At 65.7% G+C, this 22,517-nt stretch carries 18 protein-coding genes; 7 read left to right on the forward strand and 11 right to left on the reverse strand.

The window, feature by feature from the left end; genetic code table 11:
• Positions 1–164: 164 nt before the first annotated feature.
• Entirely contained in the window at positions 165–2,156 is a 1,992-nt protein-coding gene (locus tag VM621_RS01770) for a CocE/NonD family hydrolase (protein ID WP_325467272.1), read from the forward strand.
• A 32-nt stretch (positions 2,157–2,188) separates the two neighbouring features.
• Here the strand turns inward: VM621_RS01770 and VM621_RS01775 are convergent, their stop codons facing one another.
• The 3 genes from VM621_RS01775 to VM621_RS01785 are packed head-to-tail and all read right to left on the reverse strand — an operon-like array spanning position 2,189 to position 4,531.
• Positions 2,189–2,518: a hypothetical protein gene (locus tag VM621_RS01775; protein WP_325467273.1), complete on the reverse strand. Its 330-nt coding sequence runs from the start codon at positions 2,516–2,518 to the stop codon at positions 2,189–2,191.
• Positions 2,519–2,532: 14 nt separating this feature from the next.
• Positions 2,533–3,300: a LytTR family DNA-binding domain-containing protein gene (locus VM621_RS01780; RefSeq protein WP_325467274.1), complete on the reverse strand. Its 768-nt coding sequence runs from the start codon at positions 3,298–3,300 to the stop codon at positions 2,533–2,535.
• Positions 3,293–4,531, reverse strand: a complete 1,239-nt coding sequence (locus tag VM621_RS01785; RefSeq protein ID WP_325467275.1) for a histidine kinase — start codon at positions 4,529–4,531, stop codon at positions 3,293–3,295. The genes VM621_RS01780 and VM621_RS01785 overlap by 8 nt, the downstream gene beginning before the upstream one ends.
• A gap of 214 nt (positions 4,532–4,745) precedes the next feature.
• Here VM621_RS01785 and VM621_RS01790 point away from each other — a divergent pair, with 214 nt between their 5' ends.
• A complete protein-coding gene (locus VM621_RS01790; RefSeq protein ID WP_325467276.1) occupies positions 4,746–5,087 on the forward strand; it encodes a hypothetical protein in 342 nt (113 codons plus the stop codon).
• A gap of 17 nt (positions 5,088–5,104) precedes the next feature.
• On the opposite strand, the gene VM621_RS01795 is transcribed toward VM621_RS01790, so the two are convergent.
• The 3 genes from VM621_RS01795 to VM621_RS01805 form a co-directional block, all read right to left on the reverse strand.
• Positions 5,105–6,034: an LD-carboxypeptidase gene (locus VM621_RS01795; protein WP_325467277.1), complete on the reverse strand. Its 930-nt coding sequence runs from the start codon at positions 6,032–6,034 to the stop codon at positions 5,105–5,107.
• Between the two features lie 266 nt (positions 6,035–6,300).
• Positions 6,301–7,281 carry a helix-turn-helix domain-containing protein gene (locus tag VM621_RS01800; RefSeq protein ID WP_325467278.1) on the reverse strand — a complete coding sequence of 327 codons (981 nt, stop codon included), beginning with the start codon at positions 7,279–7,281 and terminating at the stop codon, positions 6,301–6,303.
• 279 nt (positions 7,282–7,560) lie between these two features.
• Positions 7,561–8,949 carry an Hsp70 family protein gene (locus tag VM621_RS01805; RefSeq protein WP_325467279.1) on the reverse strand — a complete coding sequence of 463 codons (1,389 nt, stop codon included), beginning with the start codon at positions 8,947–8,949 and terminating at the stop codon, positions 7,561–7,563.
• 121 nt (positions 8,950–9,070) lie between these two features.
• On the opposite strand from VM621_RS01805, the gene VM621_RS01810 reads away from it, so the two are divergent.
• The 5 genes from VM621_RS01810 (at position 9,071) to VM621_RS01830 (ending at position 14,956) form a co-directional block, all read left to right on the forward strand.
• Positions 9,071–10,816: a M28 family metallopeptidase gene (locus VM621_RS01810; RefSeq protein WP_325467280.1), complete on the forward strand. Its 1,746-nt coding sequence runs from the start codon at positions 9,071–9,073 to the stop codon at positions 10,814–10,816.
• An 825-nt stretch (positions 10,817–11,641) separates the two neighbouring features.
• Positions 11,642–12,085 carry a DUF3574 domain-containing protein gene (locus tag VM621_RS01815; protein WP_325467281.1) on the forward strand — a complete coding sequence of 148 codons (444 nt, stop codon included), beginning with the start codon at positions 11,642–11,644 and terminating at the stop codon, positions 12,083–12,085.
• Positions 12,085–13,665: a hypothetical protein gene (locus VM621_RS01820; protein ID WP_325467282.1), complete on the forward strand. Its 1,581-nt coding sequence runs from the start codon at positions 12,085–12,087 to the stop codon at positions 13,663–13,665. The genes VM621_RS01815 and VM621_RS01820 overlap by 1 nt, the downstream gene beginning before the upstream one ends.
• A 90-nt stretch (positions 13,666–13,755) precedes the next feature.
• On the forward strand, positions 13,756–14,286 hold the full coding sequence (gene gloA / locus VM621_RS01825; protein ID WP_325467283.1) for a lactoylglutathione lyase: 531 nt from the start codon (positions 13,756–13,758) through the stop codon (positions 14,284–14,286).
• Between the two features lie 13 nt (positions 14,287–14,299).
• Positions 14,300–14,956 carry a rhomboid family intramembrane serine protease gene (locus tag VM621_RS01830; protein ID WP_325467284.1) on the forward strand — a complete coding sequence of 219 codons (657 nt, stop codon included), beginning with the start codon at positions 14,300–14,302 and terminating at the stop codon, positions 14,954–14,956.
• A gap of 3 nt (positions 14,957–14,959) precedes the next feature.
• Here VM621_RS01830 and rapA read toward each other — a convergent pair whose 3' ends face one another.
• The 5 genes from rapA to VM621_RS01855 all read right to left on the reverse strand — a co-directional run bounded on the left by rapA (position 14,960) and on the right by VM621_RS01855 (position 22,460).
• Complete coding sequence (gene rapA, locus VM621_RS01835) at positions 14,960–17,791, reverse strand: RNA polymerase-associated protein RapA (protein ID WP_325467285.1); 2,832 nt, start codon at positions 17,789–17,791, stop codon at positions 14,960–14,962.
• A gap of 75 nt (positions 17,792–17,866) precedes the next feature.
• A complete protein-coding gene (locus VM621_RS01840; protein WP_325467286.1) occupies positions 17,867–18,547 on the reverse strand; it encodes a Fe2+-dependent dioxygenase in 681 nt (226 codons plus the stop codon).
• Between the two features lie 22 nt (positions 18,548–18,569).
• Complete coding sequence (locus tag VM621_RS01845; protein ID WP_325467287.1) at positions 18,570–20,879, reverse strand: catecholate siderophore receptor Fiu; 2,310 nt, start codon at positions 20,877–20,879, stop codon at positions 18,570–18,572.
• Positions 20,880–21,075: 196 nt separating this feature from the next.
• Positions 21,076–21,864 carry an ABC transporter permease gene (locus VM621_RS01850; protein ID WP_325467288.1) on the reverse strand — a complete coding sequence of 263 codons (789 nt, stop codon included), beginning with the start codon at positions 21,862–21,864 and terminating at the stop codon, positions 21,076–21,078.
• Complete coding sequence (locus VM621_RS01855) at positions 21,861–22,460, reverse strand: ABC transporter ATP-binding protein (RefSeq protein ID WP_325467289.1); 600 nt, start codon at positions 22,458–22,460, stop codon at positions 21,861–21,863. The genes VM621_RS01850 and VM621_RS01855 overlap by 4 nt, the downstream gene beginning before the upstream one ends.
• Positions 22,461–22,517 lie beyond the last annotated feature (57 nt).

The following is a 22,517-nucleotide window of genomic DNA, read 5'->3' on the forward strand; positions in this document are numbered from 1 at the left end:
AGCACCTGTCGCGGATAAATCGGATCCCACAGACGTTCCCGTAGGTGCCGCATTTGCGACGGTTCCGCCGCGGCGGGCACGTGCTCCATGCCAGAAGTCACGGATTTACCTGCTTAGGCCAATTTGCCAGACTCGGGCGATCGTCCCGACACTAAGGCTCCAGCATGCGACAGCCGCGCCCTGCCCTCTCTCACGTCAGGACCGCGTTGTCGGTCGGCGTCGCTTCCTTCTGCCTCGCCCTGCTGGCCGAGCCCGTCGCGGCCCAGGCCGTCCAGACGGCCGAACAGAAAGCACTCGTCGCCAAGCGCATCGATCTGGAGAAGCAGCTCGAGGATGTGGCCATCATCGACCGCAAGGTCATGGTGAAGATGCGCGACGGCAAGCGCATGGCGGCCGACGTATACCGGCCGAAGAACGCCGGCGGCAAGGTGCCGACAATCTTCGTGCGCACGCCGTACAACTTCAATTTCTGGGACGTCAAGAACGGCGCGCCGCGCGATATGACGCGCGAGCTCGAGGCCGTGAAACACGGCTACGCGCTGGTCGAAATGAACGAGCGCGGCCACTATTTCTCCGAGGGCAACTACGAGATCCTCGGCGCGCCGCTGAGCGACGGCGTGGACGCGGTGCGCTGGATGTCCACGCAGCCATGGTCCAACGGCAAGGTCGGCACCACGGGCTGCTCGTCGACGGCGGAATGGCAGATGGCCGTGGTCGCGGAGAACGAACCGGCCCTGGCGACGTTCAACGTCCAGGGCTTCGGCGCCGGCGTCGGCAAGGTCGGCCCGTACTACGAACAGGGCAACTGGTACCGCGGCGGCGCGGTGCAGATGCTCTTCCAGGCGTGGATCTACGGCGAGCAGAACCAGGTTCGCCCGATGTTTCCCGCCAACACCTCCCAGGCCGACCTGATCCGCGTCTCCAAGGCGTTCGACCTCGACCCGCAAATGCCACCGGTGGACTGGGACCAGGCCTTCTGGCATCTGCCCGAAAACGAGATCCTCAAGGCCGTCGACGGGCCCAAGGGCATTTTCGCCGATGCGATGGACGTCCCTACGGGCGGCAACATGATCGCTCGCACGCCGAACAGCCCCGCCTGGCGCAAAGGCGGCCTGTGGCACGACGACATGAAGATCGACAAGCCTGGCCTGTGGTTCATGAGCTGGTTCGACGTGTCCGTCTCGCCGAACCTCGCCGCCTTCAACCAGGTGCGCGCCACGGCACCGAAGGCCGTCGCGGACCAACAGTACGCGATCATCGCACCCGTGCTGCACTGCGCGTATACGCGTGCCACGGAGCACACCATGATCGGCGACCTCGACGTCGGCGATGCACGCTTCGACTACGAAGGCCTCGTGTTCGGCTGGTTCGACAAGTTCCTCAAGGGCGTGGACAGCCCGTTGGTCGATAAGCAGCCCAAGGTCATGTACTACGTGATGGGCGAGAACAAATGGCGTAACTCGCAAACCTGGCCGCCGGCCGGTGCGGTGACGCGCGACCTCTACTTCACCAGCGGTGGCAAGGCCAACACGCTCTACGGCGACGGCAAGCTCGTCGACGCGGCCGGTGGCACCGACCAGCCCGATAGCTTCGTCTACGATCCGGCCAACCCGGTCACCACGCTGGGCGGCGGCGGTTGCTGCCAGGGCAATGCGGTGAAGTTCGGTTCCTTCGACCAGAACCCGCAGCTGGCCCGAAACGACATCCTGGTTTACGACTCCGAGCCCTTCAAGGAAGGTACCGAGGTCAGCGGGCCGATCACGGTCACGCTTTACGTTTCGTCCGATGCGAAGGACACCGACTTCACCTTCAAGGTGATGGACGTGCATCCCGACGGCAAGGCCTTCAACATCACCGAGAACATCCAGCGCATGCGTTACCGCGAGGGTTACGACAAGCCGCCGGTGTGGATGAAGGACGGCGAGGTCTACAAGGTGACCTTCCAGCCGATCGACACGAGCATGTTCTTCTTCCCCGGGCACAAGCTGCGGGTCGCGATTTCCAGCAGCAACTTCCCGCGCTTCGATCGCAACCTCAATACCGGTGGCAACAACTACGACGAGGCGAAGGGCGTGATCGCGCATAACGCGGTGCATCACGATGCGGCGCATCCGTCGAAGATCACCTATACGATCGTGCCGCGTACGACGCCCTGACGCCCCGCTGCCGCGGGATCGCGGCAGCCCGGTCACGTCGCCCGGCAATCGGGCGACACCTTTCCTGCCGTCGGCGCAACGCACTGGCTGAACCCGGCCGGCAGGTTGTCGAGGCGCAACGCCTCGGCCACCGGCAACGAGAACGCGCGAACCTGCGCGCCCTCGTGGAACACCGTGTAGTAGCACCGCCCGCTCCGGCTCGCCTTGCATTCGAACCACGCGCGGCCCATGCGCACGTCGGTCAGGCTATCGAGAGTCACCTTGCCGTTCTCCTGTGCCGTGGCCGCGATGCTGCGGTTCTGGGCGTCGGTGCAACCGGCGAGGTTGAGGAAGCAGTAGATGATGGCAAGCAAGGTGCGCATGGAAGTCTCCTTCGTCACATGGCGCGGAAGATGGCCATGAACGGCTGACTCACATTCAGGGTTTCGGGGCGCCCACGCAGGCGCAGGCAGCCCTTGCCGGTGTCGTCCCGTTCGACCGAGGCGACCTGGCGCAGGTTGACGATGGTGGAGCGATGGATCTGGCGGAATGTCTTCGGGTCGAGCTGCCGCAGCAGGTCGCGAATCGGGCGACTCAACAGCGCATCGCCATCCGCTGTCGCGACTACCGTGTACTTGTTGTCGGCACGGAAGTAGATGACATCGTCGACGAGGATCAGGCGCGTCGCCTTGCCGGCACCGGCGGTGATCCAGGTCAACGGCTCATCCGGCGCCTCGTCGAAGCGACCGATCATGTCCTTGGCCAGGTCACCCGTACGACGCGCATGCCGCGCAGCGTCGGCAAGGCGGCTGCGTAGCCGCGTTACGGTCTGGGCGAGGCGCTCGGCGACCACCGGCTTGAGCAGGTAATCGATCGCCCCGCGCTCGAACGCGTCGACCGCGTACTGGTCATAGGCGGTCACGAAGACGACGAGCGTGTGCGGGCTGGCATCGGCCGCGGCGGCAGCGACCTCCATGCCTGTCAGTCCCGGCATGCGAATGTCGAGAAAGGCTACGTCTGGCTGGTGATTGGCAATGGCCTCCAGCGCTTCGCCGCCGTCCTCGCAGACCGCGACGATGTCCAGCTCCGGCCACGCCCTGGCCAGTTCACGTTGAAGCGCGGCGGAAAGCAGCTTTTCGTCTTCGGCAACGATGCACTTAGGCATGATCGTTCACTCCCTTCGTCGGCAGCGTGATCGTCGCGGCGACCCCGTTGGGAAAGTTGTTGCCGATGACGAAGGCCGCCGTCGCACCGTAGGTGAGGCGCAGCCGCTCGCGCAGATTCTTCAGGCCGATACCGGTGCCCGAGCCTTCGCTGCGAAACCCCATGCCGTCGTCGGCGACCGTGAGCGACAGGGCCCCGCCTTCCACGCGCCCACGTATCCACACGCCGCCGCCACCCGGCTTCGGCTCGAGGCCGTGCTTGATCGCGTTCTCGACCAGGGTCTGCAGCATCATCGAAGGCATCGGCACAGCGGCGATGTCATCGGCGACCTCGGTGTGCACGGTAAGGCGTTCGCCCATGCGCAGTTTCATGATCTCCAGCCACGCCGTGGAACGTTCGAGCTCCTGGCCCAGGGTCGACAACGATCCATCGGTATTCGGTAGCGAGCGGCGCAAATAGTCGATCAGGTGGCCGAGCATGCGATCGGCGCGGGCGGGATCGGTGCGGACCAGTTCCTGGGCGCTGGCCAAGGTGTTGTAGAGGAAATGGGGTTCCACCTGGGCCTGGAGCAGGCCCAGCTGTGCCGCCGTGAGCTCCTTCTCCATCGCCGTCTGCCGCACATCGGCACGCTCGCGATTGCGCCGTTCGGTCAGGCGTTGGGTCAGGGCGCGAACCAGGGTTTCGACATGCTCGAGCGATGCACCACCGTCCGGGTTGAACCAGTCCATCCACGCGCTGCTGTCCGGCTCGCAGACGAACATGACGCTGCTGGAACCATCGGAGGGCGTGATCGTGGCCGTGACCCGGGTGTTGCGATCGAGACCCTGCTGCGGCAAACCGCGGCGCCGCGGCGTGTCGCCGGGTAGCAGGCGAACCACCGCACGTATCTGCAGGCCACCCCGTGTGCCGCCGATGTCCTGCACATTCGGCAACTCGCGGATCGCCGCATCGACGATGTCGAAGGCCTCGTCGGCACCGTATGGCACTTCGACGCGACGACGCTGGCGGTTCGACAGCGTCTCCGCGTCGATCCGGCCGGCAAGGGTGCGCACGCGGTACAGGTGGGTCACGCCACGCCCCAGCGCAATGAGCAGGCCAACGAACCAGGCCAGCGTGACGAACCACGGCAGATCGCCGTGGTGCCAGTCGAACATGCCGAACAGCACCAGCAACATGCACCATGCGGCGAACCAGGCGACAACGATACGACCGAGGAATTTGAGGCTTGCCATCGCATGGCTCCGGAACGGGATTGCGACGGAGCATACGACGGTGTACGGAGGTTGCTCGACGCGTTTCCGACGAAACGCCCGATTGCCCGACGAAACGCCTTGGAAGCGCCCTTCTGCGTCGCAGCATGACCTGGGGATCGCGATAGGCCATGCTCGGGAGGTTGGCTTCAGCGGTGGGGACCGCAAGCCACGACAAAGACAAAGGGGTTAACGCATGGCCTTGTTGCTCGTCGTTTTCGCTGTCGTTGTTCTAGCGATCTATCTCGGCATCAATATGCTGCCGAAGAATCATCCCGCCAACTGGCTACTCGGTATCGTCGGTGGCGCCTGCCTCGTCCTCGCCTGGTACGCCATCTTCAGACCGATGATGATCGCCACGGGCGGTTCCGACCCGTCGCTGATCGCTCTGGGCCTGCACGCGGCCGGCATCGTTTCCTGCGTCCTCGGCCTCGTTTGCCTGGGCGTATGCGTGTGGCGCGACCCGGCACGCTTCTGGATGCTTTCGATCGTCTTCATCGGCGTGATCGGCGCCACCCAGGTCACCGCGCTCGGCTGAGCGCGGCGTTATCCCTGCTAGTTCTTGTAGGGATAGCCTGTTGCATGGAGTTCGGCTGCACCTTCCGATACGTCCAGCACCGCGTGGGCACCGAAAGGTAGCGTCCATTTGTCACGGCCGTGGCCGAACGCCAGGCCGCGCACGATAGGTACCGTGCACACGGCGGCAAACCGTTCGAGCGCATGCTCGATGTCGTAGCCGTTGTCGTACTCGCTGACCCGTTGCCCGCCCAGGCCACCGAGGATGATGGCGCGCTGTCCGGCAAGCACGCCGCTTAATTGCAACTCGTAAAGCATCCGCTCGACACGGTAAGCCTGCTCGCCGGCTTCCTCCAGATAGAGGATCCCGTCGTCGATCGCCGGCATGTAGGGCGTGCCGATGAGACTGCACAGCGCCGAGAGGTTGCCACCCCAAAGGGTGCCTTCGAGATGGACATTCGCCTGCCCTTCCGGACACGTCCAGACGATATCCGTGCGCGGCGATTGCAAGGTCTGCCAGAAGTGGCGCCAGGTGTTCTCGCGAAGGTAGCCGGCACCGAAGTCCTGCACGAGCATGGGCCCGAAAAGCGAACCGATGCGGCTGCGCGCATACAGGGCGCACTGGATCACGGTGAAATCGCCGTGGCCGACGAGGACACACGCACTTTCTGAGAAGCGGGCCTTCAGCCCCTGGTAATCCAGGTGCTCCAGCAGCGCGATGGCCCCGTAGCCGCCATGAATGGCCATGACCACGTCCGGTAGCGGCCGCTCGGGATCGGCGAGCTGGTTGATGTCCATGGCGCGCTCGGCGTCGCTGCCGGCGAACCGCAGGGCCACGCGGTCCACGACATGCGTGCCGAGGAGCGTGTGACCTGCGGCCTGCAAGCGCTCGATGCCTCGCTGGCAGGCGGCGCGGTCTTCGGCGTAACCAGAAGGAGCAATAAGACGGATCTCGAATCGTTTCGGCATGACTGGCAGTACGTGACCTGCACTACCAATACCCCTACGACCGCGCGAAGGCAACCCGAAGTTGTCCTGATCGGGCTCGACTGCCCCCTGAGAGGTACTCACCATTTCATCCTCACATTCCTTGGGCCCCACATCGCCCCGGGAAACCGGGCCATCACACCGCCGCGGGCGTGATGGCTTCGATCAGAGGAGGAGAACGTCGGTCACGTTGATCAATAACGGCCACGGAACCATCGAAAACGGCACGATCCGGCGGCCGTCACGGGTTACCAGCCTTCGAACTCTTCGGCCGCGGCGAGATCGTCCGCGGGTGCACTGCGGATGAGCGTTTCGCGTGGCTGTTCGCCAAACACGCTGCGATATTTCTCAGCAAAACGCGAGAGGTCCCACATGCCGCAACTCAGCGCGACGGACTTGACCGAGCGTCGACCGGCTTCCGCCGTGACCAGGCTACGATGCGCCGTGCACAGGCGAAGCATGGCGAGGTAACGGTTCGGCGGGATGCCGAGCAGGTCGTCGAAGGCGTAACGCAGGCCGCGCTCGCTGGCTCCTGCCGCCTGGCACAACTCCTGCGAATAGATATCGCGGCGGAGATTGGCACGCATGAAGCGCTCGGCGCGCCGCATGACCTGGTAGTGCGCCCGCCGCCCGCGCGATGCAACCGGCCGTTCTTCGGATGACGAGCCCAGGGCGACGCGAATATGTTCGTCGAGCAGGTCTTCGACCGGGCCGAATGCGATGTCCTCGGCTTCGTGTACGCGCTCGCGGATCTGCCGGTAGGCTCGCTTGAGGTGCTCGGAGGTGACCGAGAAAAGACGAAGACGCTGCGCGGCCATATCCACGTCGGCATGATCGGAAGCCATGAATCGCGAGCGGAAACGTGCATACGGCGCCACTACGAGGGTGAACCGCGTGCCACGTTCGAACATGAAGTCGGTGGGTGTGCCACGCAGCAGCGTCACGCCCATTTCCGATTCGACGCCGACGCCCTGGCACCAGCTGCGCTCGCCGGTCTCGTGCAGGTAGACGAGCATGCATGAGTCGTCGGGCACCGTGAGCGAACCACGCACGTCGAAATCGATGTGCCCGGTGAGATAGGTGACTCCATCGTGCGATTTCGACGCGATCGAGGCACGCGGCCGTGCCGGGCTGAGTGTCAGCAGATCGACCTCGCACAGGCCCAATGCCGCGCCCAAGGTCACCAGATCGTAGTCTTCCAGTCCCTGCATGTTGGAAGGGCGAGTCATGCGCCTACCTCCCTACCGTTGGTGTTTCCCTGCATCGGCGGAACGGCGTCATCTGAGTGCCATGCCATTCCGGCAACGCCCCTATCGTTGCCCATCCTGATCCGAACGCTAACCCTTCCCATATCCACCCCCCGCAGCATCCACTGGCAGGCTACGCCTGCACGCGACAAAATCTCCATCGGACGGCAAAAACCCGTTTACGTAAACGAGCGATGCCGACGCCATAACTACCGATGTAATGCAGCAAAAGCCAGCACTTTGTGAATATGCCGAATTCGCTTAGCGACTCTCGGAAGCGATTGATGAATTTGGTAAAAGTGCCGCTTGTGCGAGTCCAGAGACTACACCCAGAGAGGGGTCGCCGTGCACCACGCGGATACCGGGGAAACTTGCCCCCACCCGCTCGCGAACCTGCGGTGATCGCGAGGTGCCGCCGGTGAGGAAAACGCTCGCCGGAGGCTCGCCGATGTCCGCCTGGGCCTGGTCGAGAAGGCGTCCCATACGGTCGAGGAAATCCTCGGAAGCAGCGCGGAAGTCGCCGGCAACGGCGTCGATCGTCAGGCCTGCCTCGATAAAATCCAGCGAGGCGGACGCCGCATCCGAGGCCGAGAGGTCGATCTTCATCCGTTCCGCGGACTGGTTCAGACGGGTCGTCGCGCCGGTGCCCTGAAGGGCGCGCAGCCGCGAACCGAAGGGCTCGTCGACCTGGCGATAGTCCTGTTTGCGGAACTCGCGCTGCTTGGGCAGGTTGTGCACGCTGGCCGCTTCGACGAAATGGTGCACCGGCACGCCGCTCAGGTCCTTGCCGAACCGGGGCATGAAGCTGTGCAGGCTGACCCCCACGTCCAGGTCCGTGCCGCCGCGTGGCAGACCCCAGCTCCGGTGCATGATCGGCACTTGGCCCGCTCCCAGCTCGGCGTAGGCGACGTCCGTGGTGCCGCCGCCGATATCGACGATGATCGCCCGCTGCCGCTCCGCCAGCGACTGGTGGTAGTGCATCGCCGCGGCGGCGGGCTCCTCGAGAAAGGACACCTCGTCGAAGCCGGCGATGCGCGCGGCTTCGCGCAGAATGGAGAGCGCCTGCTCGCCACCGGCCGCGCCCATGGAGCTGCGAAACTCGACCGGACGACCGATGACCGCCTCGCGAACGGGCGTGCCGAACTGCCGCGTGGCCACCAGACGAACGTGCTCGAGGATGTGCGCCGCGATGCTAACGATGGTCTTGCGCACTCGTGGATCGAGCTTGTAGCCGAACATGGATTTCGGCGATTCGATCAGGTTGCCGGTGCCCTCTTCGAGATAGGCATCGACGGCTTCCTCGCCGAACAACGCGTCCTGGAAGCTCGCCACCGATGCCGACGCCTCGCGCGTGCGCTCCTCCATCCACTGTCGGCGCACCACGCGGATCGCGTCACGACGCAGGTCCATATCGCCACGCGGCGACCGCCCGGCCTGGCGCTCGTCCAGGCGCGAGGCGCGCACGAACGCGTCCACCTGGGCCTCGAGGGTGGGAGTCAGCACGAAGTCGTCGACGTTCGGCACCACTTCGGGAAAGAACACCGCGGTGCGGAACTGCCGCGCATCGCCGAAACGGACCAGCTCGAGTTGGCCGTCCACGATGGCGGCAGCGGCCGAATAGCTGGTTCCGAAGTCGATGCCGATACGCATGGGGAGGTCTTCCGGGGACGGGATAACCCACCATTATGACGCCCCGGCGGTCCCGGCGACAGGGCCGGGGGAGCAGCTACACTCGGGATCCACCTTAGCCACCCAAGGGGAATCTCCGCCGATGCGTCGACTCGCTCTCGCCTGCCTGACCGCCCTGACCCTGGCGGCCTGCCAGTCCCACGACGAAGACAAGACCGCGGCCACCCCGCCGCCCGCGCCAGCCAGGGCGGTCACCTCACCGCCCCCGCCGCTTCCGGCCGTGGCCAACGAACAGCACACCTTCAGCCCCGAGATCACGGCGGACGACTTCGCCGCGCACCTTCGGGTGATCTCATCCGACGAATACGATGGCCGCAAGCCGGGCACGCTCGGCGAGCGCCTGACCACCAACTACATCGTCGAGCAGTTCAAGCGCATGGGCCTGGAGCCGGGCAACAAGGGCGAATGGGTGCAGACGGTCCCCGCGGTCTCGACCGCTCTGATCGACCAGGCCAACCTCAAGCTCGACGTCGCCGAAGGCGGCGGACAGGAAACCTTCGCTTTCGGTAGCGACATGGTCGCAGGCACGCTCCAGGCCAAGTCCGACGTGGACGTCAAGGACTCCGACGTGGTCTTCGTCGGTTACGGTGTCGATGCGCCGGAAGCGCAGTGGAACGACTTCGACGGCGTGGACGTCAAGGGCAAGACGGTCATCATCCTGGTCAACGACCCAGGCTGGAACGCGAACGACCCGAAGCTCTTCAAGGGTCGCGAGATGACCTATTACGGCCGCTGGACCTATAAGTTCGAGGAAGCGGCCCGCCAGGGTGCGGCGGCGGCCTTCATCGTCCACCAGACCGAACCTGCGGCTTACGGCTGGAATGTCGTGCAGAGCAGCTGGTCGACGCCGAGGCTCGCGCTGCCCGCGAGCGAGGACCCCTCGCCGCGCCTGCCGGTCGCCGGCTGGCTCACCCACGAAGCGGCCCAGCGCCTGTTCGCCAAGGCGGGGAAGAACTTCGACGATCTGGCGAAACAGGCCGATAACCGCGGTTTCAAGGCGGTGCCGCTCGATGCGAAGGCGTCCATCCATCTGCAGAGCACGATCAGCCATTCGCTGAGCAACAATGTCATCGGCATGGTCAAGGGCAGCGACAAGCCCGACGAAGCCATCGTATACACCGCGCACTGGGATCACCTCGGCCACGACCCGTCGCTGAAGGGCCACGCCATCTACAACGGTGCGATCGACAATGGGACCGGCATCGCCGCCCTGCTCGAAATCGCCGGCAAGTTCGCCCAGGACAAGCCCAAGCGCACGGTGATCTTCGCCGCGGTGACGATGGAGGAATCGGGCCTGCTCGGCTCCGAGTACTACGTCGCCCACCCGCCTTTCCCGCTCAACAAGACCGTCGCCGACATCAACATGGACGCCTTGCCGATCACCGGCCCGACCAGGGACATGGAAGTGGTCGGCCTGGGCCAGGGCGATCTCGAGGACATGTTCGCCGATGTACTGAAGGCCGACGGCCGCGTCGTCAGCGGCGACGCGTCACCCGAGAAAGGCCATTATTTCCGCTCCGATCATTTCAATTTCGCCAAGGCGGGCGTTCCCGCGCTCGCCGCCAGCGGTGGCATCGACATGGTCGTCGGCGGCAAGGCCGCGGGCGAAGCGGCCTCCGAAGACTACGTGAAGAACCACTACCACCAGCCGACCGACGTCTACGACATGCGCTGGAACTTCGACGGCGTCACGCAGAACGTCAAGGCCTTCTACTCCCTCGGCGAAAAACTCGCCGACAGCGATGTCTGGCCGGCGTGGAAGGAAGGCAGCGAGTTCAAGGCCATCCGTGAAAAATCCCTCGCCGCCACCGCCAAGAAGAAAAAATAGGTTCATCGCGGCATTCCGGGGACGCCGAAGGCATCGGTTCACTCAGCGGCTGATGCCGCGGCGGCGGGCTCGGACGTGGCGGCGCAGAGCCTTCGGTGCCCACCCTCGCTGCTCAGACAGGTCCTCCGCGTTCGGTGCGGAAGGCCGCTGCGCGGCCCATGTTCTAATTGGCCTACGGCCGCTCCACTTGTGCGGAACTCGCCTCGAGGGTGGGCACCGAAGACTCTCCCGAACCGTGAGGCTCGCGTGGGCCGAGCCAAAGCGCGCGGCGGCATCACCGGCAAGCACGGCGACACTAGCGCTACGAAGGTGTTGGGCAACCGGATACCAGCAACCGCTTTCGCTTCGCCCGGATGTTCCAGGCGCGGCCGGGGCCGACGACGGCACCACACAACGGCTCTCCCGCCAGCTGACCGTATCGTCGTGAGAGACCTTGGCGTCCACCCTCGAGGCGAGTTCCGCACAAGTGGAGCGGCCGTAGGCCAAATAGGTACATGGGCCGCGGTTAGCGGCCTTTCCTTGTCGAACGCGGAGGACCTGTTTGAGCAGCGAGGGTGGGCGCCAAGGTCTCCCCGCGAGACGCCCAAGTGTACAAAGCGATGGCGAAGCCGAGCCCGCGAAGCCGAAGGCGAGCGAGGCGCAAGGTGCGAAAGAATGCCCGGCATGCCCAGCACCTGACCCCGTGTCTCGCTGGCATGCGCCTCGCCCTTGTCGGAGCCGCTTCGACGGCGAAAGCCCCGCGGCGCCATCCGCCGGCATTCCCGTTCCCGCGCTGGCCCTGTACGCTCGGAGCGTCCAGACGTACAGACGTCCAAAGGGGTGTGCATGAAAGCGATGGCAGGGGTGTTCCTCGGTGTGATGCTGGCCTGCGCCGGCTGTACGGCGCACATGCCGACCACGTCGCCAACGCTGGCGGGCGATGCCGCCCATCCGGCCGTGACCTCGGGGTGGGTGCGTACGGAACTGTATTTCGGTCTGGGCGCGGCAGGTCGCGTCGACGGCGTCAGCGAGGCCGAGTGGCGCGTTTTCCTGGACAAGGAAGTGACGCCACGCTTCCCCAGCGGCCTGACGGTCGTCGATGCCTACGGCCAGTGGCAGGGCAGCAGGCAGCCCGAGCCGGAGCGCCTGCGTTCGAAGGTCATCGTGCTCCTCTATCCCGACGGTATCGCGCAGCGCGAGGCGGTCGATGCCATTCGCACGGCCTGGAAGGCGAAGACCGGTGACCAGTCCGTCCTTCGCGTCACCCAGCCCGCGGAGGTCTCGTTTTGATGGCCACGAATCCATCCGCACGTCGTCGCTTCGGTGGCGGTGACCTCAACGGCGTACTCGGGCTCGTCGTCGACAACCTTTCGCTGCTCGCCTTCATGGCGACAGCACTCATCGGCATTTTCGGTATGCCAGCCGATATCGTCTTCCGGCGCATGTTTCCGGGTACGGCGCTCGGCGTGCTGCTCGGCAATCTTGCCTATACGTGGATGGCGCACCGGCTGGCCGCACGCACCGGCCGACACGACGTCACGGCGATGCCGCTCGGCATCGACGCACCGACGACGATCGGCATGGCCCTGCTCGTCCTCGGTCCCGCGTTCGCCGGCTACCGCCAGGGTGGCATGGATCCGCTCGCGGCAGGGGAGGCGACCTGGCATCTGGGCATGGCCTCGCTGGTTGTCATGGGCGGGCTGAAGTTCGTGCTTTCGTTCTTCGGCGCCTGGGTCCAGCGCACCGTGCCTCGGGCGGGCCTGCTCGGATCCATCGCCGGTATCGCGCTGGTGTTGATGGGCTTCCTGCCACTGGTGGAGATCCTCCGTGTTCCCGTGGTGGGATTCGCGGGTCTGGGCATCGTGCTCTACGCGCTGGTCGCCAGGCGGCGGCTTCCGTTCGGGATGCCAGGCGTGCTCGGTGCCTTCATTGTGGGGGTGGTTCTTTACTACGGGTTGGGACCGTCGGGTCTACTCGGCACCGGCTACCACTCGCCCGGCGCCTGGCAATGGCGCCTCGGCTTCCCGCTACCGACGCTCGGCTTCATCGACGGCTTACCGGCCACCGTGCCGTACCTGCCGTTGATCCTGCCGTTCGGCCTGTTGATGGTCGTCGGTGGCATCAACGTGACCGAAAGCGCGCGTGCCGCGGGCGACGACTATCCCACCCGGGACATCCTGCTGGTGGAGGCTCTCGCGACGTTGGTCGCAGGTATGTGCGGTGGCGTGGCGCAGACCACGCCTTATATCGGCCAGCCTGCCTACAAGGCCATGGGCGCACGCACGGGTTATACGCTGGTCACCGGGTTGGTCATCGGGCTGGGCGGTGTGTTCGGCTACCTGGCGAACCTGGTCGAGTTGCTCCCCGTGGCCGTCCTTGCGCCGATCCTGGTGTTCATCTCGATCAGCATCACCACGCAGGCCTTCGAAGCCACTCCCCTGCGCTATGCGAGCGCCGTGGTCTTCAGTTTCTTCCCGGCGATCGCGCGGATGCTCGCGATCAAGCTGGGCGATCCGTCCATCGTCGATCCCGTCCACTTCGCCGCGTTGTACGGGGAGGCTGGCCAGGGCATTTCGGCGCTGGCGGTCATATTCATCCTCGGCAACGGTTTCATCATCACGTCGATGGTGTGGGCCAGCTTCGTGGTGGCCATGATCGACGGGGAGGTGCGCAAGGCTTCCGGTATCGTGGCGATCGGCGCCGTGCTGACGGCGTTCGGCATCATCCACTCGGTCGAGCCGATCGGTGCGGTATACCTGCCGTGGCTGCTCGAGGCAGGTGCCCGTGCCGTGGTGTGGCAGTTCGTCGCTGCCTACGTGGCGTTGGCCGTGGTGCTGTTCCTGCTATCGATCGGACCCAGGCGGCGCTGAGTCGCTCGGTGCGGCAGCCGGCTTCCTCGCCGCGCTTGAATTGCCGCCCCGGGGCAGCCACCCTTGGGCATTGTCCCAAGGAATACGCCCATGTCCCTCGCCGACCTCACGTCGCTGCCCGGCGTGACCGCCACGCCGGATGCCGCGACCCACGGCTTCGTGTTCAACCACACCATGATCCGCGTGCGCGACCTCGATGTCTCGCTGGATTTCTACACGCGCGTGCTCGGGTTCACCCCGGTGTACAGGCATGTTTACGACGAGGCGAAGTTCACCATCGTCTACCTTGTCCTGGTCGGCGACCGTAGCGTGATCCCGGACGACGACGAGGCACGTAAGCGCTGGGTGCTGTCGCAGCCCGGCGTGCTCGAGCTGACGCACAACCACGGAACGGAGCAGGATGCGGAATTCGCGTACCACAACGGCAACAGCGAGCCGCGCGGCTTCGGGCACCTGTGCGTGAGCGTGCCGGACGTGAACGTGGCATGCGCACGGTTCGAGGCGCTCGGCGTTGCCTTTCAGAAACGTTTGAGCGATGGCCGCATGCGCCACATCGCCTTTATTCGCGATCCGGACCAGTACTGGATCGAGATCCTGCAGCCCACCCCGTTAAGCAGCTGACCGGACCCCGACGATGCCGACTAAATTGCCTCCGGTCACGCGAAACCTGCTCATCGCGAACGTCCTGGTGTTCATCCTTCAGCAACTGCTGCAGGACGACACCACGCTGGCGCTGAGCAAATGGTTCGCGCTGTGGCCCGTCGGTCACGACATCGCGGTGGATCTTGGCAACGGCAATGTGGCCGGCATCGGGTTCCGTCCGTGGCAGCTGATCACCTACGGCTTCATGCATGGATCGGTCATGCACATTCTGCTGAACATGTATGCCTTGTACATGTTCGGTGGATTGATCGAGCGGGTCATGGGCCAGCGCCGCTTCATCATCTACTACTTCACCTGCCTGGTCGCGGCGTCGCTCGCCCAACTGGCGATCATGTATTGGTTCCAGCCCGACCGTGTGTTCCCGACGGTTGGTGCATCGGGTGCGATCTTCGGTCTGCTCGGCGCGTTCGCGATGCTGTTCCCGCGCGAGAAACTGATGATGATCCCGATTCCGGTCGGCATCCCCGCGTGGCTGTTCGTCACGCTCTATGGCCTGGCGGAACTCGTGTTCGGCGTCACCGGCACGTTGTCCGGTGTGGCGCATTTCGCCCACCTGGGTGGGCTTCTGGCGGGACTGCTGCTGTTGTGGGCGTGGGGCGTAAGACCACCGCCACGCCGCTTTTCCTGAGCCTCAGCGCAGGGACAGGAAGTCCGGGCTGACCACGAAGCGCACGGCGTCCAGGCGCAGACGCGCCTGGGGGATCGCCGCCAGCAGGGCGTCGCGTTCGCTGGCGATCGCGTCCACTTCCGCCGCGGCGATCGACGGATTCACCGCGCGCAGGGCGACCAGGCGTGCATGCTCGGCGTCGAGTTCGAGCTTCGCAGCGTCCAGCGCTTCGTACTTGAGCACTTCCGCACGGCCCTCGGCGATGTCGAGAGCGTGCTCGAGCATCGGCGGCACCAGCTTGGACAGGAACTTGCGGAAGCGGGCCACTTCGATATTGCGATCCGGGGCGCGGCGTAGGGCGACGTCGCTCGGACGAAAGCCCGGGCGCTCCGACAGCTTCGTATCCACGGCGACAACGAGCGGGGTGGTCGGCAGGAAGCGGCCGGCGTCGAGCGCGCGATCGGCAATGATCTCGAGCACGTAGACCGTCTGCAGCAGCGCCGTACGCACGGGCAGCGCATCGTCGACGAGGAAGGCGGCGTTGCCGGTTTCACCGCTGACGAGCAGGTCGACCGCGGCGTAGACCATCGGGTGGTCCATGCGTAGCAGCGGCAGGTCTTCGCGGGCCAGCGCGACATCGCGCGAGAAGGTCACCGAGAGCGGGCCGTCGGCAAAGCCCGGCAGGCCATCGGTCGACAGGTACTGCGGGTCGAGAAGCACGATGTCGGGGGCGAGTTCTTCCGTATGCACGCCGTAGGTTTCGAACAGGCGCTGGATGAAGGCATCGCGTGCCGGATCCTGGTCTTCGCGGGCGAAGCTGGTGGCGATGTCGTCGGCGTGCGGGTCGCGGCTGGCGGCCAATTCGAGCAGATGGTCGCGGCCGGCGTGGATCAGGGCGGAGAGTTCCTCATGGGCACCGCGTGTTTCCGCGATGAGCGCGTCGAGCTCCTGGTCGCGCGCGTCGTCCTCACGAGCGTGCTCGTCGGCGAGGTTGGCGAGCAGGTCGCCGAAACGACGCAGCAGTTCGCGGCCATCGGCCGGGCTGGAGCGGAAGGCGTCGAGGCCTTCGTCATACCAGCGGGCGAGCACGTGCTGGGCGCTCTGCTCGACTACCGGCACATGCACGACGATGTCGTGGCGCTGGCCGATGCGGTCGAGTCGACCGATACGCTGTTCGAGCAGGTCCGGATCCAGCGGCAGGTCCCACATCACCAGGCGGTGGGCGAACTGGAAGTTACGACCTTCCGAACCGATCTCGGAACAGAGCAGAAGGCGGGCGCCATCGGGCTGGGCGAAGAACGCCGCGTTGCGGTCGCGCTGCACGATGCCGAGGCCTTCGTGGAAACGCGCGACGCCGACGCCGCTCTTCGTGCGCAGCGCGTCTTCGATCGCGAGCACCTTGGCCTGGCTGCGGCAGATCAGCAGGAACTTGTCGGACGGGTGCGCGTCGAGCAGGTCGATCAGGGCTTCAAGGCGTGGGTCGTCGTTGTAGTCGAACTCGAGATGGGCAGCCGCGTTCTGGATGTCTGCACGGAACTCGGCGAGCAAGGCGTCGCGCCGACCGGCGTCGAGGGTTTCCGGATCGATCGCGAGGATCTCCGGCACGCGGCGCGGAAAGCCGCCGATGCCGGCACGGCGGTTGCGGAACATCGCGCGACCGGTGCCGTGGCGATCGATGAGGGCGGCAAGCAGTTCGGCGTGCGCATCGTCGCGCATCAGCAGGCCGGCGAGTTCGCGGTCGCCCTTGAAGCGAGTGGCGAGAAGGGCACGGTGCTCGGCCGACAAGGGCTTGCCGTCGGCCAGTGCGTTGGCCACGTCGGAGAGCTCGCCGTATTCGGCGGATTCGGCAAGATAGGCGTCAAGATCGCTATAGCGCTGGGGATCGAGCAGGCGCAGGCGCGCGAAGTGCCCGGCGCGGCCCAGCTGTTCGGGCGTGGCGGTGAGCAGGATGACGCCCGGCGTCGCGTTGGCCAGCTCTTCCACGAGGCGATACCGCGGGCTGGCCGCTTCGGGCGTCCACTCCAGGTGATGCGCTTCGTCCACCACCATCAGGTCCCAACCGGCTTCGGCCAGCTGGCGTGCGCGCTTGGGCGCGGATTCGAGGAAGGCGAAGTCGGCGATCACCAGCTGGTCGTCTTCGAACGGGTTGCGTCCGTCGTTGGACTGTTCGATGGCCTCGCAGCGCTCCTCGTCGAAAATGGCGAAGGACAGGTTGAAGCGGCGCAGCAGCTCGACGAACCACTGGTAAACCAGGGTCTCGGGCAGCAGCACGAGCACGCGGCCGGCGCGCCCCGCGGCCAGCTGGCGCGCGAGGATCATGCCGGCTTCGATGGTCTTGCCAAGGCCGACTTCGTCGGCCAGCAGGATGCGTGGTGGACGGCGTGCGGCGGCGATGCCGGCGACGCGCAGCTGGTGCGGGACCAGACCGATGCGGGCCGATTCGAGGCCCCAGGCGGCGGAACGGCGTGCGTCGGCGCGGCGGCGAAGGGCGTCCAGGCGCAAGTCGAAGCTCTCGTTGGTATCGGTACGGCCACCGATGAGGCGGTCGTCGGCCTGCGACAGGGCCTGCTCGTCGTCGAGCTGGCCTTCTTCCAGTTCACGTCCTTCGCCGCGATAGACGAAGAGGCCTTCGCGCTCTTCGATGCGTTCGACGAGGAAGGCGATGCCCTTGCCCGACACGCGTTGGCCGGCGCGAAACTCGGCGCGGATCAACGGTGCGCTGTCGGTGGCATAGGGGCGGAGCACGCCCGCCTTGGCGAAGAGGACCTGCACGCCGCGTCCTTCGACGCGAAGAATGGTGCCGAGGCCGAGCTCGGGTTCGGCGGTGGAGATCCAGCGTTGACCAGGTTGGAACATGCGTCGGGGAGCCAAGGACATCAGGGGGCGCCAATTATCCGCCCCCGAGGGCGCCCCTGCCTACCTTTGTTTGGCTCAGGTTTCCGCCCATCGACGCAGCAGGTTGTGGTAGACACCCGTCAATTGCAGGATCGAAGCCTGGTCCGCGGCGCTGGCCGAGAGCGTGCGAATGGCCGTATCCAGCTCCAGCAAGAGCCGTCGCGCGCCGTCATCGCGCACAAGGCTCTGCACCCAGAAGAACGAGGCGATGCGTGCGCCGCGCGTGACCGGCGTGACCTTGTGCAGGCTGGAAGACGGATAGACGATGGCATCGCCGGCGGGCAGCTTCACTTCATGCTCGCCATAGGTGTCGCTGACAATCAGCTCGCCGCCGTCGTACTCCTCGGGCTCGCTGAGGAAAAGCGTGCAGGAAATGTCGCTGCGTACCTGCACATCGCTTTGGCCGGTGGCCATGACGGCACCGTCGATATGGAAACCGTATTCACCACCGCCTTCGTAGCGATTGAAGCGCGGCGAAAGCGTGCGCATGGGCAGCGCGGCGGCGTGGTACAGCGGATGGCGCGCGAGTGCCGCCACCACGATGTCGCCGAGTTCGCGGCGCAGCGGCGACGCATCGGGTAACTGCAGGTTGCGCTTCACCTTCGCGCCTTGTGGACCGACGGTCTGGCGACCGTCGGTCCACTCCGCGGCGTCCATGGCGCCGCGCATCCCGGCGACCTGTTCCTTGCTCAGGACTTCGGGGATATGCAGCAGCATGGGCGGTGTTTCCTTCGCTGAATCAGAAACGGACGTTCGCGGTCAGCATGGCCGAGCGCGGCGTGGACGGAGTGTAACGATAGCCGCTCTTGTTGATCGCGGACACGTAGTCCTTGTCGAAGAGGTTGTACACGTTGAGCTGGAGGTCGACGTTGCGGTTGATCGGATAGCTGGCCATGGCGTCGAACACCCAGTAGGCACGGGTGTAGGCAGGCGTGCCCACGGCGCCATCGGTACCGCGCTCGAGCGCCCCCGAGTAGCGGCCGCCGCCACCGATCGTCAGGTTGAACGGCAGGTGGTAGGTCACCCACGAGGTGAACGCCTTCTTCGGCGTATAGGCCAGGTCGTCCGAACCGTTGGCGGTGACGCCGGGGCCATGGGCGACCGTGGCGTTCATCGTAGTGAAGCCGGCGCTGATCGCGAGGTCGTCGGTCAGCTTGCCGATCGCGGTGACTTCCACGCCCTGCACGCGCTTCTTGCCGACCTGGTAGTACAGCTGATCGGTCGGATCCTGGACCAGATCGTTGGTCACCGTGGTGCGGTACAGCGCGCCGGTCAGCAACAGCCGCGAATCGAGCAGATCCCACTTCGTGCCTAGCTCGGCCGTGCGCGCCTTCTGCGGATCGAAGTTGGGGTTGTCGGCGCTGTTGGCGGCCGACGAAAGGGTGAGCGTGTTGCCACCCGGCGGCTGCTGCGACTGGGCGAAGTTGACGTAGATGCTGCCGTTGGCTGCCGGCTTGTACAGCACGCCGATCTTGTAGTTCTTCAGATTGTCGCTGCTGCTGGTGTCGACACCCTGCACGATGCTGCCGGCAGGTCGTGTGCCGCAGGCCGGCGTGTTACGCGCGCCGCAGGCGACCAGGCTGGAGAAGTCGGTCTTGTAGTGGTCCAGGCGCACGCCGGCATTCACCTGCCAATGCTCGCCGAACTTCAGCGTGTCGAAGAAGTACGCGCCTGCGGTGTTCGTCTTGCCGTTGCTCAGCGCCCCGGTTTCGCCATAGGTCAGGCCGCCCACGTCGCCGTCGGGGTGGTACAGGTTCGCCGCCGGCCAGACGCTGCCATTGAGCGGGCCCATGCCGATGGCGCGGGCCTGTTCCGAGGTCAGTTCGATGCCGGCGCTGATGTCCTGCGTGAAGCCGCCCGATTCGATCGTCGCCGTGACGTTGGTCTGGTTCGTGGCGATGCGATTGGACTGGTGCTTGAACGTGGGCAGGTTGCGCGAGATCGTCCATGTCGACGGATCGGCCGGATTCGGCGTGAGCAGGTTCGCCGTGGCGCCCATGAACGATGTGAGCAGGTAGTCCTGCGTGGTGCGTCCCCAGCGAGCCGTGTTGTGCAAAGCCACCTTGTCGCTGAAATCGTGCTCCAGGACGACCGTGAGCATGTCCTGGGTGACATGGTCGTGGTCCTGGTCGGTGCCGTAGTAGTTGTTCGGATCGACCTTCGCGGCATCGTTGAGGAAGGCGCGTGCATCCGGGCTGCTGTAGCCGGGCAGGCCGATCGTCGGCACGCCGCCGTCGGGCACGTTGTTCTGCTTGATATGCAGGTAGTCGATATACACGCGCGTCGGCGTGCCCAGGCCGAAGGCCAGCGACGGCGCGATGCCCCAACGGTTGTTCTCGATCTTGTCGCGACCGTACACGCCGCTCTTCTGGTCCATCACGTTCAGGCGTACCGCGGTGCTGCTGTCGAGCTGCTGGTTGATGTCGGCCGTGCCGCGGCGGCGTTGGCCGCTGCCACCCTGTAGCGAGCCGGATTGGCCACTGCCGAGCACTGGCTGCTTGGTCACCAGGTTGATCGCGCCGGTCGGCGCCGTGCGGCCGTACTCGGTGCCGTCCGGCCCCTTGGTGACTTCGACCTGCTCGATATTGAACACGTCGCGCGAGACCGTGCCGACGTCGCGCACGCCGTCGACGAAGATGCTGCTCGACGTATCGAAGCCGCGCATGTAGATCGAATCGCCCGTATTGGTCGCGCCGTTTTCGCCTACGTAGAAGGTGCCGACACCCGGGCTGTTACGCAGTGCCTCGGTCAACGTCGTCGCGCCCTGCTGTTTCATGAGTTCCTTGCCGATCACCTGGATCGTCTGCGTAGTGTCCAGCAGGGACTGGGTGAACTTGGGCGAGGAGACTTTCTCGACGCGGAAGTCGCTGGAGCGGTCCGCCTCCACCTGCATGCCGGGGAGTGCCTGCACGTCGCTGGTCTTGGCCTGCTGCGGCGGCGCATCGACGGTGTCGGCAGCGACGGCGGCGTGGGCGAAGGTCAGGAGGACCGCCGCACCGACGGTGCGCGCGGCAGGCGCGGCGTGCTTGCGGCTCTTGATGAAGGCCATGGATGATTCCCTTGCGTGGCAATGAACAAAGTGGCTTCGGGCCGAATCGCGCACGCATCCGCCCGGCGCGGGCCGGTGGCTCACGGGGAGTGGACTTCGTTGATGCCCTGGATGAGGAGGCGCGGCGCGGGGGTTAGCCCGAGATGCCGACTATCGTAAGACTAATGAGAATGATTCGCAATACAGCGATGCCCGGTTAGCGCAGCAGGTCCAGTCGGAGCCGATCGCGGCTGTCTCGCAGCTTTGCCACGGCGGCATAGGCGGTGCCTACAGCGGCAAGGCAACTCGCCCCCGTGAGGAGGATCAGGAGCAGGATCTGGTATTTCACCGCGTCGAGCGGGTCGGCGCCGGCGAGCAGCTGGCCGGTCATGGTGCCGGGCAGGGTAATCACGCCGGCGGCCGCCATCTGGTTGATCACCGGCACCATGGCTGCGCGGATCGAACGGCGGAGCAGGGGAGCCGTCGCCGTGCCAAAGCCTGCCCCGAGCATCAACTGGGCTTCGATCGCATCACGTTGCTGGCGCACGTTGTCGAGCACGCCCGCCAGCGCGATGCTCGCCGCATTGAGGATGCTGCCGAGCAGGATGCCGACCAGTGGAATGGCGTAGCGGGCGTCGTACCACGGGTGCGGCCTTATGGCGGTCAACAGGGCGAAGCAAGCGGTAAGGAGGACCACGCCCAGCACATTGGGCAAGGCCACCGCCGCGTTGCCACCCGCCAATCGACGTACGGGGCGGACGGCCACTTCACGGACGGCGACCAGGGACATGGCTAGCACGAGCGCGGCGGTCAGCCAGGGCGAGTGGCCCGCGAACACGTAACGGAGCAGGTAACCGACGGCGACCAGCTGGACCACCATGCGTACCGACGCGATAGCCAGCGCCCGGTGAAAGCGCAGACGCAGACCGATCGACAGCGCAGCGTCGACTACGAGCAGGATGGCGGCGATCGCGATATCGCCCGCGTGCAGGGTGAGCGGCGTCATGGCGCAAGCACGCCGCCGCTACGCATTTGCAGCGCCATGTGGCCGACCCGACCGGCCTGCGCCGCGTCGTGAGTCACCCAGATGACCGTGGTGCCCGCGGCGATCCGTTGCGAGACGACGGTTTCGACCGCTCGGGTGGACACCGGGTCCAGCGAAGCGGTCGGCTCGTCGAGCAGGAGTAGACGGGGGGCGGCGAGCAGCGCCCGGATCAGCGCAAGGCGCTGGCGCTCACCAGTGGAAGCATCCTCGATGGATCGCGCGAAGAGCGCCTTCGGGACCAGCAGTTCGGCGGCGAGCGCCTGCCACTCCGCTTCGCGTGCGGATGGGAAGTGTTCGCCGACCGTGTCCGCCCACCAGCCGCTGCGGGCGGGGACCAGGCCGGCCAGGCGTCGCCATGCCGGAGCGGGCAGGGAAGCGCGGTCGGTGCCGGCGAAGACGACCTTTCCTTCGTGCGGGTCGAGGTCCGCGATCATGCGTAGCAGAACCGTCTTGCCGGATCCCGACGCACCCGTGATGGCGAGGCACTGTCCCTGGGGTACCGTGAAGGTAAAAGGTCCGGCCAGGCCACTGCGCAGTCCTTCGACGAATAGGGTCATGATGGGTTCCGACGGGAGGCGATCACAGGCTGCCGACCCCGGCTTACCGCACGCTTA

Origin of the sequence: Luteibacter sp., from assembly GCF_035539195.1 — a bacterium.
Classification (GTDB): Bacteria; Pseudomonadota; Gammaproteobacteria; order Xanthomonadales; family Rhodanobacteraceae; genus Luteibacter.